Genomic DNA, 18776 nt, shown 5'->3' on the forward strand with positions numbered 1-18776 from the left:
TTAGGAATATTCAATAATCAATGCTCAATATCCAATACTCATTCTTATACTTCTACAATTGAACATTGAATATTGTGTTTGTTGAATATTGAATATTTTATAAAATCAACAGCACTATAGCAGATTAGGAATGCTTACTGCGCAAACGTTTTAATGTATTTACACCAATCCCAAATCTGGTTGCTGCAACGTTTCCTTTAAATATTCAAGCTCTTCTGGTGCATTATAAACCTGGTAAGAAATACGCAGATAGGTTTCGCTGCCACGTTGCATAACGGGTATCTCAATTTTGTATTTATTATATAGTATTTCTTTTAACTGAAAAGGATTTTTTGTTTGTATGGGTATGCTGCACATCTGCCCTGAAAATTCACCCGATAATTTACATAAAGGTTTTGTTTTAAGCAGCTCGCAAAACATAGGATATTGTTCCAGTATCATTTGCCTGCAGGCTGCAAGCCTTTCTTTCATATTATACTCATCAAAAAATTTCATGATGGCAGGTATGGTTAAATAAGAGGTGGCATCTCTTGTTCCCTGCATTTCATTCTCTTCCAGAAATTTTGATTTGGTTGGCATAGCCGTTTCATAACCCCAGCTTATAATCAGCGGTTCAATGCTGTTTTGATAATCTTTATCAACATATAAAAAAGTGCAGCCTTTGGGGCTTAACAACCATTTATGTACAGTGCCTGTATAAAAATCTGCTTTTAAATCTTTTATGTCTAATGGCACGTGGCCCGGCACATGGGCGCCATCAACAATGGTTATCAAACCTAATTCCCTGGCACGATCACAAATTTCTTTTACCGGAAAAACAAGCGCTGTGGTGCTGGTGCAATGGCTAATGAATATGGCCCTCGTTCTTTCGTTATAACCTTTCCAGAATTCTTCAATAAACTGCTCCTTTGATAATAATGGCAATGAAATATTTTGCCTGCGGTTTACAAAGCCATATTTCTTTGAATAGAAATCAAAGGTTTTATCCATTGCGCCATATTCATGATTAGTGGTTAATACCTCATCACCCTGCTTTAAGCCCAGGCTTTTTACAACCTGGTTAATGGCTGTTGTTGGATTTTGCAGAAAGAAAAAATCCTGTGCTTCACAGTTAATATAGGCCGCCAGCATTTGTTTTGAAACCGCTAACGCATCATAATACTTTTTGGTGAGAAATTGTATGGGCTCAGCTTCCAGATCGCGCTGCCACTGCTGGTAATTTTCAAATACTGGTTTAGGGCAGGCGCCAAAAGAGCCATGATTAAGAAATGTTATTGCAGGATTAAGCAGGAATTGTTCCCTTATATTATGCATGTTGAGTTAAAATTTTAAGCGTTCAAATATCTGCCAATAAAAATTAAATTATTAAAAGCTGTTTGAGTTAACCATAAAAAATGAGTAAGAATTGCATAATTTATACCCACAATGCACGAATAAAGAATTGTGTATTTCGGCCAATACTGTTTCTAAACTTACCTTAAACAAAAAAACCGCTTTAAAAGCGGCTTCTTTGTTTTAAAAAAATCCATTTATATTATAAAGCCATCCGGTAAAACCGCATTCTTTTTTACTACCACAATACCATCTTTTACGGTGTATAAAGTATGGTCAACATTTTCAAGATGAGGGCCGCCGTTAATACGCACATCGTTTCCAATTCGTACATTCTTATCAATAATGGCATTCTTTATATAACACCTGTCGCCAATGCCAATGCGGGGAACCCCTTCTTTCTGGTTGTCTTCCATTTGCTCAAGCGTTTCATAAAAATCATTACCCATTATATAGGAATTTACAATAGTGCTTCCAATGCCAACACGTGAACGTATGCCCATTAATGTATTTTCAATACGGCTTGCCAGCACGATACAGCCTTCTGCAATTACTGTTTTCTCGAGCGTAGTGCCGCTTATTTTAGCCGGCGGCAGCATACGCGGCCTGGTATAAATAGGATGTGAACTATCGAATAAATTAAATTCAGGAACGTCTGATGTTAATTCAATATTGGCTTCAAAAAAAGAATAAATATTTCCTATATCTGTCCAGTATCCATTGTACTGATAACTTACTACTTTATGGGAAGAAATAGAAGAAGGTATAATTTCTTTGCCAAAGTCGGTTGCATCGGGAAATTTATTCAGCAATAATTCATTCATCAGTTTCCTTGTAAAAATATAAATACCCATTGAGGCAAGATAAACCCTGCCTTTCTGCTGCATTTCACCGCCCGTATCGCTTATCCATTCACCCAAAACATCTGCCTTTGGTTTTTCTATAAAAGAGGTGATATTATTTTCTGTATCCGTTTTCATAATGCCAAATTCTGTGGCTTCACGCGCTGCTACCGGGATAGTAGCAATAGAAAGATCAGCCCCTGAAGCAACATGGTTATCAAGCATTTCTACAAAATCCATTTGATACAACTGGTCGCCGCTAAGCACCAGCACATATTCAAAATCGTTATTGCGTATATGCCTTAGCGACTGGCGCACTGCATCTGCAGTGCCCTGGTACCATCCTGCATTGTCAGGTGTTTGTTCTGCGGCAAGAATATCCACAAAACCTGAACTGAAATGACTGAACAGGTAAGTGTTTTTAATATGCTTATTTAAAGATGCCGAGTTGAACTGTGTTAATACAAATATTCTGTTGATATTGGAATTGATACAATTGCTGATAGGAATATCAACAAGGCGATATTTACCCGCAATAGGAACGGCCGGTTTTGAACGGGCTGCTGTTAAAGGATATAATCTTGTACCTGCGCCTCCTCCGAGAATTACTGCTATAACTGACTGTGCATAGGATGTCATATATGGGTAGTTTTGTATAAATGTATAAAAGTATTATTGAACAAAGTTTAAACCAATTTAAAACCTGATGCTCTGGTAAATGTTAAGGTATTGCTGCACGGACTTTTCCCAACTGTTATCAATCTGCATCATGTGTTTGCGCATACGGCCAAGGCTTTTTTTATCGTCATAATATAAACCAACAGCACGGCTTACTGCATGCACAATATCTCCAACAGATGCCTGGTTGAAACGAATGCCCCACCCCTGCCAGTCGCCCATGTCTGTAACCGTATCAATTAAACCGCCGGTACTTCTTACCATGGGCACAGTGCCATATCGCATTGAATACATCTGGTTAAGGCCGCAAGGTTCAACACGGCTTGGCATTAATAAAAAATCTGCACCGGCATACATGCGATGACTGAGCGCTTCGTTATAACCAATCATAACATTGTAACTGCCAGGAAAAGTATCAAGCAATTGTTTTAACTGCCATTCCACACCTGGCTCTCCACTGCCGAGCACCAGAAAATTCACATAACCCTGCATGCCATATAAAGAAGATGCAATGGCATCAGGCAAAAGGTCTGCGGCCTTCTCGCCTACCAGTCTTCCAATAAAAACAATTAATGGTTTTTGAGGATCAAGGTTAAATTCCTTGCATAAAGCTTCTTTATTTTTTTGCTTCAGTTTATCAACATCAGCAACAGTATAGTTATATTCTATAAGCTCATCCGTTGCAGGGTCCCATATTTCTGCATCAATGCCATTCAGCACGCCAGAACATTTGCCACGCTCATATTCAAACAAAGCCTCAAGCCCGTTTGAATTCCAGCGCAGTTCTTCCATATAACTCCAGCTTACGGTATTTACCCGCCATGCATTTTTTACGGCTGAAGCCAGCGGGTTTATTACGCCGCCCCACTCAAGCAGGCCGCCTTTCCAGGTATCCCATGCAGGAATATAACGGCTTTGGTCCCAGCCCATCCATCCCTGGTATTGCGCATTGTGAATAGTAAATACGGTGGGTATGGAAGCAAGCCTGTTATATTGATAACAGTATTTCATCATGAAGGGCACAAGCCCCACATGATAATCGTGGCAATGAACAATATCGGGCTTATGCTGCCATTGGTCAAGCCAGTTAATAACCGCAATTTGAAAAGCTAAGTAGCGCTGCGTATCATCATCATAGCCATATATTTTTTCACGGTCGAGCAGGCCGTTTATATCTACGAGATAAAGATCAAACCCAAGTGTATTATGCCGCTCTTTTATAATGGTATAATCAAACCACCAGTTATCAAGATTGGTTCTTCCTTTAAAATCTACATCCCAATCGTTGGTGTATAAAAATTTAGTGCGGTGCATTGGCATTATAACTTTTGCATAATGTCCGGCCTTAACCTGGTATTTGGGTAAAGCGCCAACCACATCGCCTAAACCGCCGGCTTTTGCAACCGGGTAACATTCAAAACTGAGGTGAACTATTTCCATGCAGCAATTATTTCTACGTTAGGTTTCTTCTTACGCTACCAAATTAACAACTATATTGAAAGAGCAAAATAATTTTTATGAAACCGGCAGCGGGCAAAATAATTTTAATTGGTACGGCATAATTTAAAATGTACTAATATTACGCCTCTTTTATAACGTATCAATGATTGTTAAATGAGCCAGCAAACCAAATGGTCACAATTCAGTGTTTTAATTACTGTATTCTTTTTCTGGGGTTTTGTAGCAGCGTCTAACGATATTCTCATACCCGTTTTTAAAGATAAGCTGCATCTTTCCCAACTTCAATCCCAAATGGTTTCGTTTGCATTTTATGTAGCTTATACAGTGGGTTCAGTCATATATTTTATTATTTCAAGAGTAACCGGCGGTGATATCTTAAACCGTATTGGTTTTAGAAATGGTATTTCATTAGGTCTTGTCATTTCTGCGTTGGGTACATTGCTTTTTTACCCGGCTGCACAAACCGCTTCATTCACCATAATGATAACCGGCCTGTTTATAGTGGGTCTTGGTTTTTCGCTGCAGCAAACAGCGGCAAATCCGTTGGCAATTGTTATGGGCGATCCTAAAACAGGTGCACAGCGTTTAAGCCTTGCGGGAGGTATTAATAATTTTGGAACAACCATCGGGCCTCTGCTCGTAAGCTTTGCCATCTTTGGCAGCGTTACCGCCAATACCGAAGCTGTAGCCAGCATAGAAAGTGTGAAAACACCCTATCTTATTTTAGGTGCAGTATTTATATTGGTAGCAATCATTTTCAGGTTCTCCTCTGTTCCCAATAAAATTGATCTTGATAAAATTGCATCAGAAGAAGCTGATGATACCAATAAGGTTGAGCATAAAAGAAGTGTATTCAGTTACCCGCAACTTATTATGGGCATGATAGGCATTTTTGTGTATGTGGGTGTTGAAGTGGCAACGGCTTCTAACCTGCCCGCTTTTTTACAGAAAGACCTCGCTATTTCCACCGATAAGGTTGCACCGTTTATTTCGTTATACTGGGCGAGCCTTATGATTGGACGATGGACGCAATCGGTTGGCGCATTTGATTTGAGCAAAGGCGCAAAGCAGGTATTGCGCTTCTTTATGCCTTATATAGCATTCGCTGTTTTTATATTGGTGAATGTAATTGCCAATCACGATGTAACGCCTTTTTATTATTATCCGTTTGTTATTATTGCCATGATTGCCGGCGACATATTAAGCAAGGGTAACCCGGCAAGATTGCTTTTAATATATTCAGGCTTTGGCATAATTGCCTTATTTATAGGAATGCTTACCAAAGGAATGGTTAGCGCTTATGCATTCATGAGCGTAGGCTTATTTTGCTCCACTTTATGGCCATGTATTTTTACACTTGCCATTGCAGGGCTTGGCAGGCATACCAACGAAGGCGCCAGCTTTCTTATTATGATGATTATGGGTGGCGGCATTGTAAGCCTGCTGCAGGGTTTTTTGGCTGACAATGTTTTAGGCATTCAATGGAGTTACCTTGTAGGCGTATGCTGCTTTCTTTACCTTGCTTTTTACGCAATAAAGGTTAAATCTGTTCTTAAAGCACAGGGCATAGATTATGACCACCTTGAAAGCAGCGGCGGGCATTAAAGCAGGTTATTATAATATTGCATTGTATTTTATAATGAATAAGCTCTTAAAAATTTAAAGAGAGATCGACAAAATCATAAATCAGAAATTTTAATTATGGCTTCTTCTAAGGCGGCAGTAGAACCGTTGGCAGTAGGAATTGACATTGGCGGTACAGGAACCAAATTTGGAATAGTTGATCATGTGGGCAATGTGTTATTTTCAGGTTCAATGTCAACTAAAAAACATGCGAAGGTTGAAACATTTATTGATGAACTGCACAGGAAGGTAACAGAACTGATAGAGAAAGCCGGTGGCGCCGGCAGAATGAAAGGCATTGGCGTTGGTGCACCTAACGGAAACTTTTATACAGGCACCGTAGAATATGCCCCAAATCTTCCCTGGAAAGGCATTATCCCCCTTGCCAAATTGCTGAATGATAAATTTAAACTCCCGGTTATTTTAACCAATGATGCTAATGCTGCCGCTGAAGGCGAAATGATATACGGCGCAGCCAAAGGCATGAAAGATTTTATAATGATAACGCTGGGAACGGGTGTAGGCAGTGGCATTGTGGCCAATGGAAAATTAATTTATGGCCATGATGGTTTTGCAGGCGAACTTGGACATACAATTGTTATTCCTGACGGACGCTTACATCCCGGCACAGGCAAAAAAGGTTCACTGGAGAGTTATGCGTCAGCCACAGGTGTTCGCGCCACAACGCTTGAAATGCTTAAGAACACCAACACGCCAAGCTCTTTAAGAAATATACCCATAGAAGAAATAGATTCTAAAAAAGTATATGAAGCTGCTATTGCAGGCGATGAGCTTGCACAGAAAGTATATGAATTCACGGGCAGGATACTTGGGCTTGCGCTGGCCAATGCCGTAATGTTTTCAAGCCCCGAGGCAATTATATTATTTGGCGGGTTAACAAAAGCCGGTGAACTTATTTTAAAGCCAACCCGCGAAAGCATGGAGGCAAACCTTATAAAAATATTTGAGAATAAAATAAAAATATTAGTAAGCCATTTAAAGGAATCTGATGCCGCTATTCTCGGCGCCAGCGCGCTTGCCTGGGAGGTTAACTAAAATGAGTTGTTAGCAGTGAAAAGTGAGTAAGCCCTCAGTATATGCAATATCCACTTACAACTAATAACGCACCTTCATTTGCTACGCTATTGCCGTAATTTTAATTGCTTTCTTCTTCTTGACACAGGCTGTTGAAGTATTTTGCTTTTTCAATGCAACCGTTATAGGAGCTTGGTTTAATTACATAAGAATGCGCCCCTAATTTCAGGCTTTGCTCCTTTTCAATAATATTTACAGAAGTTGAATAAATAATTACGGTAATATCCTTAAGTTTTTCATTTTGCTTTAATATTTTAAGCACCTGGGTACCATTTAGCCTGGGCATATTTAAATCAAGCAGGATAACTGATGGCAACTCATCATCCGGTAAATCTTCCAGGTAATTCAATGCCGTTTCGCCGCTATCGGCATAGCAGGCAACATCAGGCGCACCTATTTCGGTAAACATATCCTGCATCAGCATCCTGTCTTCCGCATCATCGTCAACCATTAATATTTTCTTTACTTCAGGCATTGCTTTATCAATATTAAACTGAACTGAAATTAGTTGTAATAATAAAAATTATTTTATAATAACATCAGTAATAGCTTTTTCCCGCAAAGCCTCGTTTACCCGTTCAATTATTTTTGGTTTTTGATAAACAAGTTCCTGCTTTAATGCGGCCACCGCAGTATAAACAAAAAGCGTGTTGTTAATTATCTGTATTTTATCGGTATATCTTGCAACGGTTTTTCCCATCACTTCTTCCCAGATACTTTCAATTTGCACAGCCCTTAAACCGCTTTTAAGATTGCTCTTGTTTAAGAAATCTTTTAACGCGTCTCCTAATTGCAATTGAGCCATGGTGCAAAATTAAATTATTTAACCGCCATTACTGGTTATTCGCCATCTCACTGTTTTTCACAGTGCTTTTCAATTTGTTCTTGAAAACCTTTTCAAATTTCTCAACTTTCGGCGCTATCACGAGGCGACAATACATCTGGCCCGGATTATAATCGTAATACTGCTGATGATAATTTTCTGCGATATAAAAATTCTTATAAGGTTCAATGGCAGTAACTATAGGCTTATTGAATACATTACTGTCGTTTAATGCAGTTTTATAGTGTTCGGCTTTTTCTTTTTGTTCTTCTGAATGATAGAATATCACACTCCTGTACTGCGGTCCTACATCATTGCCCTGCCTGTTTAATGTGGTAGGATCATGCGTTTTCCAGAAAACTTCCAGCAATTCATCATAACTTATTACAGATGGATCGTATACCACCTGGCAACATTCTGCATGACCGGTGGTGCCGGTGCAAACTTCTTCATACGTTGGATCGGGAACAGAACCGCCGCTATAACCACTTGTAACTCTTATAACGCCATTCAATCTTTGAAAAATGGCTTCGGTGCACCAGAAACAGCCTGTTCCAAAACTGGCTGTATCAGTGGCTGCTGTTGTTGTAATTTTTTGTTCATTCATACTTGTGGCAGATTGAGAATTGTGCCCGGCACAGGACGAGAGAGAAAACACACCTGCGAAGCCAAGCGCAGATAAACCAAAAAGATGGGTGATGTTCAGAAGCATGTTGCAAATAACGTTTAAGTTGCCAGTAAAACAAGTTAATTAACAAATGCCCAATAGGGTCATTATAAAAGCAGTAATATAGGCAGTTTAACTTTTCTTTTAAAATTTCGTTCAGCTAACATTTCCATCTAAATTCTTACAGCAACATTAAGCAATTATCTTTGCTTGTTATGGCAGAAGAAAAATCTTTAAATTTTTTAGAAGAAATAATAGAGCATGATTTGAATGCCGGTAAGCATGTTTCCATCGTTACACGCTTTCCGCCTGAGCCTAATGGCTACCTGCACCTGGGCCATGCCGCAAGCATTTGCCTGAATTTTGGCCTTTCAAAAAAATACGGCGGCTATACTAATCTGCGGTTTGATGATACCAATCCCACAACAGAAGAAACAGAATACGTTGAGAATATAAAGAATGATGTGCGCTGGTTAGGCTTTGAATGGGAGCATGAATTATATGCTTCAGATTATTTTGAACAGCTTTATCTTTTTGCAATAAAGCTTATAAGGGAAGGCTATGCATATGTGGATGACAATAACAGTGAAACCATTGCCGCAGAAAAAGGTACGCCCACTACGCCAGGCATAAACAGCAAATACCGAAACAGGAGTGTTGAAGAAAACCTGCAGTTGTTTGAAGAAATGAAGGCTGGAAAATATAAAGATGGCGAACGTGTATTGCGCGCAAAAATTGATATGGCGCATACTAATATGCTCATGCGTGATCCTGTTATTTACCGGATTAAACATGCACACCATCACCGCACAGGCGATAACTGGTGCATTTACCCATTATATGATTTTGCACATGGACAAAGTGATTCCATAGAACATGTAACACATAGTATCTGCACACTCGAATTTGTGCCGCACCGCGAATTATACAACTGGTTTATCGAAAAACTTAATATTTATCCATCACACCAGTATGAATTTGCAAGACGCAATATCAGTTACACTATAATGAGCAAGCGCAAGCTGCTGCAATTGGTAAATGAAAAATATGTTGACGGCTGGGATGATCCGCGTATGCCCACTATCAGCGGCTTGAGAAGAAGAGGTTATACAGCCGCATCTATAAGGGATTTCTGTGACCGCGCCGGCATTGCCAAAAGAGAAAATGTTACAGAGCTTAGCCTGCTTGAGTTTTGCGTGCGTGAAGATTTAAACAAAATTGCATTGCGCAGGATGGTGGTCTTCGATCCCATAAAAGTTGTGCTAACCAATTACAATGAAGAGAACGAATTTGTAAGTGTTGAAGATAACCCGGAAGATGCAAATGGCGGTTTTCGCGATGTGCCGTTCAGCAAAGAACTATATATAGAAAAAGACGACTTTATGGAAAACCCGCCAAAGAAATTCTTCCGTTTATATCCCGGCGGCATGGTGCGTTTAAAAGGCGCTTATATTATTAAATGCGATGAAGTGGTAAAAGACGACGCGGGCAATATCATTCAGCTTAACTGTTCTTACATTCCTGAAAGTAAAAGCGGCAACGACACATCAAACATAAAAGTAAAAGGCACGTTGCATTGGGTAAGCGTAGCGCATGCAATAACGGCCGAAGTAAGATTGTATGACCGTTTATTTAAAGTGGAAGACCCTTCAAGTGAAGCAGGCGATTTTAAAGATTACATCAATGAAAATTCACTGGAAATAATTCCTGCAGTATATGCAGAACCTGCATTAAAAAATGCGCTGCAGGATGAACGATACCAATTCTTACGCAAAGGATATTTTGCTTTGGATAAATATTCCAACGAAGAAAAGCTCATCTTCAACAGAACGGTTACTTTAAAAGATACATGGGCCAAAGAACAACAAAAAAATAGTTGAGTTAATAGAATCTAAAGTAAAAAGGAGCAATATTTTATTTGCTCCTTTTTACTTTACTAATCATTTATAATTTTAATGAATGGATTTAAACAACCGGTTCCATCGAGGCCCCTTATCCCAGCTAAACCATATTAAAGAAGCCTTACCTACAATATGTGTTTCCGGTACAAAGCCCCAGAAACGGCTGTCCTGGCTGCGATGGCGGTTATCCCCCATCATCCAGTAATAGTTATATTTAAACGTATAGTTATTAGTAGGTTTGCCATTAATGACATAACTGCCATTGGCATACTCCAGCTTATTATGTTCATACGTGGTAATAAGCCTTTCATACAAAGCTATATTCTGCGGGGTTAATGTAACGGTTGCCCCGGCTTTGGGAATTGTTAAAGGGCCATAATTATCAAGCGACCATTTAAAATCAGCCGTATCAAATGGAAATGTATGTGTCGTTACATCGGTTAATGCATAGATTGAAATGCGCTTAACATTCGGTTGTCTTTTTACAATGGCGGCCTTATCCGGCGTAAGGTTCATGTAATATATTTTCTGGCTGCCATCCACCTGCACCTGGTCGTTGTTCTCAATATCCATATCCAGAGAATCCTGCAGAAACTGCGGGCTGAAAATAGTGCCATTCGTTTCAACCATATAATCAATCTGCGAAGCAGGCCCCACAAAGGCCGGCTGGTTATTTACATACAATACACCCTCTTTATTCTGTATCACATCGCCCGGTAAGCCTACGCATCTTTTTATATAATTATCGGTTTTATCAAAAGGATGAACAATAACCGGGTAGGTTGCATTTAAAGCATCGCGGTTGCCATTAAACTGGTCCCGCAATACATCATAATATAAAACCTTACTGCCATACCCTTCCAGGTTAATGATGGTATCGCCGGCGGGCACATTAAACACCACCACATCATTTCTTTTTATAGATGTGTAACCCGGCAACCGTTTATAAGGCAATTCTATCCACTTTAAATAAGATGGCGTTGTGGGCATGCCGGGCATGGTATTATGCACAAAGGGAAAACTTAAAGGCGTTGCCGGCAGCCTTGCACCATAACTCCATTTGCTCACAAACAGGAAATCGTTTATAAGCAATGTTTTCTCCATACTTTCAGAAGGTATGGTATAAGCCTCAAAAATAAAAGTGCGTATAAGCGTTGCAGCCACCACGGCAAAAACGGCAGCATCAATCCATTCCCTGGAAGCAGATTTTTTATAACGTTTCATCACTTCCTTACCACCCCATCTTACATCTTTCGAAAAACCGATATAAGGCAAATAAATAAAAGGCAGAAACACCAGCGCCGCATGCTGCAAAAGTGTAAACTGCCCGAAATGCATTACAAAAATGATGGTTATCCATATGGTGACAAACTGCCCTAAGATTGGAACAAACTGCAGCCAGAACCAAACTTTTTTTATACCCGTTGCTTCTACCATGCACCAGGTATTGTAAAATGGCACAAAGGCTTTCCAGGAAGCAATACCCGCTTTTTTAAACAACCCATACACACCTATATGCCAGCCAATGGTTCCAACTATAAATAAGATCCAACCCATAATTTTATTTTAAAGGCAACAAAAATAATGTTCTAATTACGCAACTGCAATTAAGCAAAGTAAAGTTTTCTTAAATATGTTTTAGCGTTTATAATATAATGCAGCCGGTTATTGCAAGGTAAATCCAGGAAGCAAGATGATGAATAGCAAACAAATCTTCGATTATTTTTTGAATGATAATCCTTCAGCCTGCAACGCTTCTTTAAGTTTTGGTATAGAAGATGGCCCCATGCCATGAAAAGATAATACCGCCTTTTCCGTAAGCTGCGAAAGCTCCTTTAAACTATTGATACCATTGTTTTCCAAAGCCCGCCTGGCGGGTGCAGGCAGCGTTGACAACAAATTATTCTGAAGCAAAGCCTTTGTTTTTTTTTGATTTACCGGTTTCCGCAGCAGCAGTTTTTTTAGTTGATTGCCTGCCCGCTTTCCTTAAAGCCTTCTCCATATTTTCTGCAACCCTGAACGCCACAATCTTTGTTATAAGTTCAAGCGGCAATGGTTTATCCAGCGGAAACTGAACAGAACCTTTTGCCCCGGCATATACACTCAGCTCTTTCTTAAACGCTTCAATACCGGATGGAGCCGGGTAAAATCCTATATGATTTTTATAACCTGCAAAATGCACAAGGTTACCGTTTAAAGTAAATGTGGGAATGCCATAACTAATAGTTTCCGCTGCCTGTGGCGCAGCCTTTTTAATAGTGCTGCGCATTTGCTTTAAAAGCTTTTGCACATTGTTGGGAAATGCTGAAATATATTCATCAGTGTTATTGGCAACCGTCATTATACATGGTTATTTAAAAAGTAAGCTACATAAAATTTCAAATTATTACTCATACAAACGCTGCGCTGCTAAAGCATTGCCGCCCACCCTCCACATGATGCAACGTTAAAACTTTCTGAATGTAAAAACATTTTTTAAACCGGCATTTGAGGCTTTCGTCAAGGCAACAAATTTTTTTATTTATGAAAAAGAATCTTTTATTAATTGCATGTGCAATGTTCTCCCTTTCCGTATTTGCACAAACACCCTCCACTGCACCCAAAACCCATAAACACGCCGCCCAAACCACAGCGGTAAAAACTGATGAAGCCACCACAGCCACTTCCAAAGCCACTTTAGCAAGTGATAAGGCTAAAAAGAAAGAAGATGCTGCTAAGAAAGCTTCAGCTACTGTAAAGAAGCAAGACAAGAAGCAGGTAAAGGCCGACAAGAAGGCCGTTAAGTCCAGCACGAAGATGGAAAAGAAAGATAAAAAAGCAGCAAAGAAATCCGCTACATCTGCAAGCCCGGCCTCTAAACAGTAATTAAACACACAACAGTCACAATGAAAAGGACCGTTTCAAGTTTTTGTTTGAAATGGCCTTTTTATTTACAGAGGTTTCGGTTGGTGTCACCAACCGATAGGGAAACAGTAATTAAACACACAACAGTTCAACAACAAAGGCCGTTTCAAGTTTTTGTTTGAAACGGCCTTTTTATTTAGAGATGTTTCGGTTGGTGAGACACCAACCGATAGGGAAAAATATTAAATAAATAGCGCCGAAAAGCTGTGATCGTTTATACAGAGCAGGAAAAAAATCTTCCATTTGTTCATTAATTTTTCCCATAGTATCGCTTCTTTTTTCCATCACAGGCAATAATTTTTCCATTGCTGTCATCCTTTTTTCCATTTATGCGCTTGCTTTTTCAATTTATGCCATTATTTTTTCCATTTTATTGAAATTTCCTTCCATTTCGGACGCTATTTTTTCCATTTAATGCGTGGCGGGTGCAGTAAACCTCGCTTCTATCAGGGTAGATGGGTTTACAACGGTTATTGTACTAAACCCTTTCACAATGCCAAACTGCTCCGTAGCATGAATAATGTTGGGCGTGCCTGTTGTGCTTTTGCCTTTATACAAATGAATTTCACCTTCCCCTGTATTGGTTAGCGTTCCGCCTATCTGCAAGGCAGTATAGTTGGCCGTTTCCCCCGGTTTCAATTTACTGGTGCGTAGTTTGGCCTTCTGCGTGTTTTCATCCACCACAAAACCCCAGTTACCCAGTGCTTTTTGGTTATTGCTGTAGAGTTTCATTAAAAAATTACCGATGGTTTTGATGTGCGCCAGCACCGGCAGCCAAACCTGGTTGCGCAATTCCGTTTCATTCTCGCTTTGCTGCGCTGCTGCGGTAAAGCTGGTGTTATTCGTGGTGGCCTGTTCCACCACGGCGCTGTCGGCATCCAGGTTTATGTTTTGCTGCGTAAGAAAAGGCTGCAAAGGGCTGTCGCCATCGGGGTAACTATTATGTTTGGCGGCAAAAGCAATGAATACCGCCCTGCGTTGGGCGAAGGCGGCGGGGTAATTCACCTTGCCGCTGTCGGTAATGGTAATGCCCCAGTTGCCCAGTTCTTTGGTATTGCCTTTATAAAAGGTTTTCAGAAACTGAACGCTGCCGGTAAGGTGCGCCCAGGGCGCCGTAAAATAATTATTGCGCAACTGCCGGTAGTTTTCACTCTGCTTTTTAAGCAGGGCGCGGCTGGCATCGTGCGTTTGCGCCGCGGTGGCCGCCGCTTCATCGTTAGTGAGCACAATATTTTGCTGTGCCAGGAACGCGGTGAGCGGGCTGGCAGCGCCAAGCGCCGTGTTTTGAGCAATAATGTTGTGCAGCAGGGTAACCTGGCTGGTAAAATCCTCGGGAATAGTTAGTCGTGCCATAATAATGGATTGTTGGTTTAGTGATGTAATAGGTTTACAGGTATATAGTTGGCCTGGGTTATTTAAATCGTTAGTTGATAACCAAATTTAGGATATTTCTGAATATTTAAAATGATTTTTTTCAATGCTATTTCTCTTTCCTTCCGGTGTTTGGCAGCGGTTTACGGGCTATTGCAGCTCTTCTAATACATATCGCTGCTTTTAAAGGCAGGTGCAGATTCCCGCTTTCACGGAAATTACCGGCGGATGGTTGCATGTATTCCATATCATGGCATAGCCCTTATGCAAAATGATAAAGCCGCTGCGCAGGCAGGCTAAAGCAATCTCTATCCACAACACAACAATTTCATTCGTTATGCCCGGCCTGACCGGAGATCTGCTTTTACAATATAAAATGGCCAATGCAATCTGTATTTACCCCAAATCTTTCAAGCTTATACAGCAGGTTCCCGCTTTCGCGGGAATGACGTGCCGGTGCGTGTATCTTTTCTTGCTCCCAATAATAACACAGTCGTTTTTCAGGGAAACAATTATCCGTAGTCTCTTGCAATTATCCCTTCATCAGAAACGAACATTCCATGTAACGGCGGGAATAATGGGGAACAGCGACACCTGTTTGGCCGTAACCTTTAAACTGCCGTCGGCAAGGGCGCCATCCTGGTCAAAATAATAGAAATATGGATTTTGCCGGCTGTAAGCATTGTAAATGCTGAACACCCAACTGCCTTTATACCTGCGCGGTTTCTTTTGTTTGGGCGTATATGTCACTGCCATGTCGAGGCGGTGGTAAGGTTTCATTCGATAAGCATTAATGCTGCTGAATTCCTGCGTAAGCGTGCCATCCACAAAGTAAAAACGCTCCGGCAGCGAGGTGGCATTACCCGTGCCAAACACAAAAGTGGACGAAAGCTTCCACTTGGGCGAAAGTTCATAAATGCCCACAATGGAAAGATCGTGGCGGCGGTCGTATTTACTGGGATATTTACGGCCTTCATTCAACGCCGGGAAGCGCCGCCAGGTCCAGGAGAGCGTATAACCCACCCAGCCGGTAAGCCTGCCCTTTACTTTATTGATAAACAGCTCGCTGCCATAGCTCCAGCCCTTTCCAAATACAAAACTTTCCTCGGGATCGGCCAAACCGGGCGTATATCCCTCCTTATATTCTATCTGGTGCTGCATGGTTTTGTAATAAACCTCTAAAGAAGTCTCAAACATGTTGTTGGCAAAGTTTCTAAAGTAGCCCGCAGCGTATAAAATGCCATCCTGCGGCTGCACCCGGTAAGTAGAAGGCACCCAAATATCGGTGGGCAGCGTGGTTCCGGAGTTACTTACAAGATGTATGTACTGAAGATTGCGTGTTACGGAAGCTTTGATGGAACTATTGTTATCAAACCCGTAACGCAGGGTAATTCTCGGCTCAAAACCGCTGTAAGTTTTTACGTTTTGGCCGCCTTTATACACCGTGCTGTCCAGTTTATTGCCATTAGCGTCAGTAGTGAAGGAAGTATACGGCCCAACTTGTTGAAAAGCGCTGAAACGCACGCCGTAATTGATCTTAATATGGTTGGATACATCCCAATCATCCTGGATATACAGGCCAAATTCGTTGGCAAACTTGCGTTGCGTGTTAGCCGGGGCAAAAACAATGGAATCCTGGCTGCCGCTGGCCACGCTGGGAAAGAAAGTATGATAGATATACTGCCCGCCGAACTTTATTTTGTGCGATGTAGAGGCAAAATAGTCCACATCGGCCTTGGCGCTCCAGTCTTTAATGCCGGAAGAGAGGCCAATTTTGAAATCATCTTGCTTACCGAGGAAATCAAACTTATAATCATTATAAATAAGGGAAACATTAGAAAACAATTTCTTGCTGAAACTGTGGTTCCAGCGAAAAGTGGCTGTGCTGTTGCCCCAGGGAATGGTGGTGCTGAACGAACGGCGGGCATTGTTGAACTTAAATTTGTCCCTTCCAAAATAACCACTCAGGTACAGATGGTCATTATTGGAGATTTGATAGTTAACCTTGGCATTCAGGTCATAAAAATAATAGCCCGAGCCATAAAAGCTGCTGCTCTTCTTAATAAAGGGCTGCATCAGCACATCAATATAGGTTCTGCGGGCCGAAATAATGTAGGAAGCCTTGTTTTTAATGATGGGCCCCTGTATAGAAAGGCGCGATGCAATTAAACCAATGCCTGCATCCACCTGTGTTTTGTTTACATTGCCGTCTTTCATGGCAATATCAATAACAGAAGAGAGGCGGCCGCCATATTGTGCGGGCATTCCGCCCTTAATCAGGCTTAAGTTCTTCACCGCATCGGAATTAAACACCGAAAAAAAGCCAAAAAGGTGGCCGGTGTTGTACACCACGGCTTCATCCAGCAAAATAAGGTTCTGATCGGGGCCGCCGCCGCGTACATAAAAGCCGCTGTTGCCCTCACCGGCGTTGCGCACGCCCGGTAATAGCTGTAACGTTTTAAGAATATCGGTTTCGCCCATAAAAGCAGGCAGGGATTTAACCGTATTAATGCTTAAATCCACCTGCCCCATCTGTGCGCTCTTTACATTGTTCAGTCTTTTCTGCGCGGCAGTGGTTACCACCACATCCTGCATGGTGGCGGCGGTGGGCACCAGCATAATATCCTGCGAAATATCTTTACTAAAATCCGCATCAATTTCCTTTGGGGTGTAACCCACGAAGGAAAAGATGAGTTTATAATTCCCGGCGGGCAAAGTGACGGAAAAATAGCCGTATTGATTGGTGGCCACCCCACGATTTTCGTTGCTTACCAGCACGCTGGCGTTAATTAAGGTTTCGCCGGTGAGGGAATCCTTCACATAACCCTTCCAGGTAAACTTTTGCTGCGCAAAAAGCTGCGAAGCCGTAAGCAATAAGGTAAGAATTAAGGCGGTGCGCATCATTTACTGTTGCCTATTATTGATGGAATCTTCAATAATACCACATTCGAGCATGGCATTCTTATATTTTGGATGAAATTTGCCCAAATAAGGGTTATCAATCTCCCTTTCGGTGGATATCCACCAGCCTTCGCGCTCATCATCAAACGCCATCGGGCATTTTTTGTGGTAAATAACGGCTTTATCGTAGCCGGTAGTTTTTATAAGATGATAAATGCCTTCGGAGGCGGTGTAAAAAAAGCGGCGTTTGTTATTAATAGAGTCAATAGCAATTAAAGTTTGGAGCGCATCGGCAGCATTTTGGGCAATGCCGGTGGCTTTGGAGGCCGCAGCCTCATCAGGCATTTGTTCATAGGGCACACTTATTAAAGATAGCTGCAGGGCGGTGGCATATTTATCGGCGGCAACGGTGTCCCAGTTAATAAACGCCGTGAGCAGGCTGTCGTAATTGATAATTACGCTGTTAAAAGCCAGGTTAAAGGAGTCGGTGTTTTTGCTTACGGACGCTTTTACGTCGGGCGTATTATTGGCTGCCGGTCTATTATTGCAGGCCATTATGATAAACATGAAAAACAAAGCGGTAACGGCGTATTTCAATTGCATCATCAACAGGTTTTTGGCAAAGGTAAAGGCAAACTTGTTGAAGACGGGCGTTTAAACATCAGCGGTAGGTTTGCTATTGTTTTTTAAATATCTTAATTTATCGGCGGCCGTCATTTCGAAGGAGCATAGTAGCATGTTTTTATTTTAACGCATCATGCATGCGACTGAGAAATCTCTGGAGTTTAACGTTGCTCAAAATAAACATCTCAAACCCTCTAAATTCCCAGAGATTTCTCCTGTCTCGAAATGACGTGCGAAGGGGTTTGTGTTTGGCGGTCAGCTTTAATGTTGGTAATGCAGATTATCCAGCGGCCCGTCATTTCGAAGGAGCATTGCTGCATGATTGTCTTTTAAATAAATCATTCATGCGACTGAGAAATCTCTGGAGTTTAACGTTGTTCAAAATAAACATCTTAAACCCTCTAAATTTTAAGAGATTTCTCCTGTCGTCGAAATGACGTGCGAAGGGTCAGACGCTTTTTAAGTGGTAATAATAGATTAAACAGTTCCATAAGCGCCTGACCGATATGCCTAATCAATTTTAATTAGATAACTCCGCACTGCTAATAAGCACA

17 protein-coding genes are annotated in these 18776 nt (G+C 41.2%); 4 read left to right on the top strand and 13 right to left on the bottom strand.

Features of this window, described 5'->3' with window-relative positions; translation table 11 throughout:
* Positions 1–159: 159 nt before the first annotated feature.
* From ACTHN6_RS18765 to ACTHN6_RS18775, 3 genes are all read right to left on the bottom strand, one after another.
* Positions 160–1314, bottom strand: coding sequence for an aminotransferase class V-fold PLP-dependent enzyme (locus tag ACTHN6_RS18765; protein WP_440437311.1), 1155 nt, complete (start codon positions 1312–1314; stop codon positions 160–162).
* A 215-nt stretch (positions 1315–1529) separates the two neighbouring features.
* The gene (locus ACTHN6_RS18770; RefSeq protein WP_440437312.1) at positions 1530–2813 is read right to left on the bottom strand and encodes a glucose-1-phosphate adenylyltransferase; all 1284 of its coding nucleotides are present in this window, start codon (positions 2811–2813) and stop codon (positions 1530–1532) included.
* A gap of 57 nt (positions 2814–2870) precedes the next feature.
* The gene (locus ACTHN6_RS18775; RefSeq protein WP_440437313.1) at positions 2871–4292 is read right to left on the bottom strand and encodes a glycogen synthase; all 1422 of its coding nucleotides are present in this window, start codon (positions 4290–4292) and stop codon (positions 2871–2873) included.
* Positions 4293–4466: 174 nt separating this feature from the next.
* Between ACTHN6_RS18775 and ACTHN6_RS18780 the strand changes: the two genes are divergently transcribed.
* Both ACTHN6_RS18780 and ACTHN6_RS18785 read left to right on the top strand, forming a co-directional pair.
* Positions 4467–5918, top strand: coding sequence for an MFS transporter (locus tag ACTHN6_RS18780; protein ID WP_440437314.1), 1452 nt, complete (start codon positions 4467–4469; stop codon positions 5916–5918).
* A gap of 96 nt (positions 5919–6014) precedes the next feature.
* Positions 6015–6992 (top strand): ROK family protein, encoded by a 978-nt coding sequence (locus ACTHN6_RS18785; protein WP_440437315.1) that lies wholly within the window; start codon positions 6015–6017, stop codon positions 6990–6992.
* Between the two features lie 100 nt (positions 6993–7092).
* Here ACTHN6_RS18785 and ACTHN6_RS18790 read toward each other — a convergent pair whose 3' ends face one another.
* The 3 genes from ACTHN6_RS18790 to msrA are packed head-to-tail and all read right to left on the bottom strand — an operon-like array spanning position 7093 to position 8566.
* A complete protein-coding gene (locus tag ACTHN6_RS18790; protein WP_440437316.1) occupies positions 7093–7506 on the bottom strand; it encodes a response regulator in 414 nt (137 codons plus the stop codon).
* Positions 7507–7554: 48 nt separating this feature from the next.
* Positions 7555–7836 carry a DUF721 domain-containing protein gene (locus ACTHN6_RS18795; RefSeq protein WP_440437317.1) on the bottom strand — a complete coding sequence of 94 codons (282 nt, stop codon included), beginning with the start codon at positions 7834–7836 and terminating at the stop codon, positions 7555–7557.
* Between the two features lie 28 nt (positions 7837–7864).
* Entirely contained in the window at positions 7865–8566 is a 702-nt protein-coding gene (msrA, locus tag ACTHN6_RS18800) for a peptide-methionine (S)-S-oxide reductase MsrA (protein ID WP_440437318.1), read from the bottom strand.
* A gap of 170 nt (positions 8567–8736) precedes the next feature.
* Here msrA and ACTHN6_RS18805 point away from each other — a divergent pair, with 170 nt between their 5' ends.
* Positions 8737–10401: a glutamine--tRNA ligase/YqeY domain fusion protein gene (locus ACTHN6_RS18805; protein ID WP_440437319.1), complete on the top strand. Its 1665-nt coding sequence runs from the start codon at positions 8737–8739 to the stop codon at positions 10399–10401.
* 72 nt (positions 10402–10473) lie between these two features.
* Here the strand turns inward: ACTHN6_RS18805 and ACTHN6_RS18810 are convergent, their stop codons facing one another.
* The 3 genes from ACTHN6_RS18810 to ACTHN6_RS18820 form a co-directional block, all read right to left on the bottom strand.
* Complete coding sequence (locus ACTHN6_RS18810; protein WP_440437320.1) at positions 10474–11979, bottom strand: S26 family signal peptidase; 1506 nt, start codon at positions 11977–11979, stop codon at positions 10474–10476.
* Between the two features lie 162 nt (positions 11980–12141).
* On the bottom strand, positions 12142–12336 hold the full coding sequence (locus tag ACTHN6_RS18815; protein WP_440437321.1) for a DNA-directed RNA polymerase subunit alpha C-terminal domain-containing protein: 195 nt from the start codon (positions 12334–12336) through the stop codon (positions 12142–12144).
* Complete coding sequence (locus ACTHN6_RS18820; protein WP_440437322.1) at positions 12323–12763, bottom strand: iron chaperone; 441 nt, start codon at positions 12761–12763, stop codon at positions 12323–12325. Before ACTHN6_RS18820 ends, ACTHN6_RS18815 begins: the two co-directional genes overlap by 14 nt.
* 182 nt (positions 12764–12945) lie before the next feature.
* Here ACTHN6_RS18820 and ACTHN6_RS18825 point away from each other — a divergent pair, with 182 nt between their 5' ends.
* Positions 12946–13287 carry a hypothetical protein gene (locus ACTHN6_RS18825; RefSeq protein ID WP_440437323.1) on the top strand — a complete coding sequence of 114 codons (342 nt, stop codon included), beginning with the start codon at positions 12946–12948 and terminating at the stop codon, positions 13285–13287.
* A 171-nt stretch (positions 13288–13458) separates the two neighbouring features.
* Here ACTHN6_RS18825 and ACTHN6_RS18830 read toward each other — a convergent pair whose 3' ends face one another.
* The 4 genes from ACTHN6_RS18830 to ACTHN6_RS18845 form a co-directional block, all read right to left on the bottom strand.
* Complete coding sequence (locus tag ACTHN6_RS18830) at positions 13459–13653, bottom strand: hypothetical protein (RefSeq protein WP_440437324.1); 195 nt, start codon at positions 13651–13653, stop codon at positions 13459–13461.
* A gap of 84 nt (positions 13654–13737) precedes the next feature.
* The gene (locus ACTHN6_RS18835) at positions 13738–14679 is read right to left on the bottom strand and encodes a hypothetical protein (RefSeq protein ID WP_440437325.1); all 942 of its coding nucleotides are present in this window, start codon (positions 14677–14679) and stop codon (positions 13738–13740) included.
* 561 nt (positions 14680–15240) lie between these two features.
* Positions 15241–17601: a TonB-dependent receptor gene (locus ACTHN6_RS18840; protein ID WP_440437326.1), complete on the bottom strand. Its 2361-nt coding sequence runs from the start codon at positions 17599–17601 to the stop codon at positions 15241–15243.
* Complete coding sequence (locus ACTHN6_RS18845) at positions 17602–18204, bottom strand: DUF3347 domain-containing protein (RefSeq protein WP_440437327.1); 603 nt, start codon at positions 18202–18204, stop codon at positions 17602–17604.
* Between the last annotated feature and the right edge of the window lie 572 nt (positions 18205–18776).

It is taken from the genome of Parafilimonas sp. (assembly GCF_051953455.1).
Lineage (GTDB): Bacteria > Bacteroidota > Bacteroidia > Chitinophagales > Chitinophagaceae > Parafilimonas.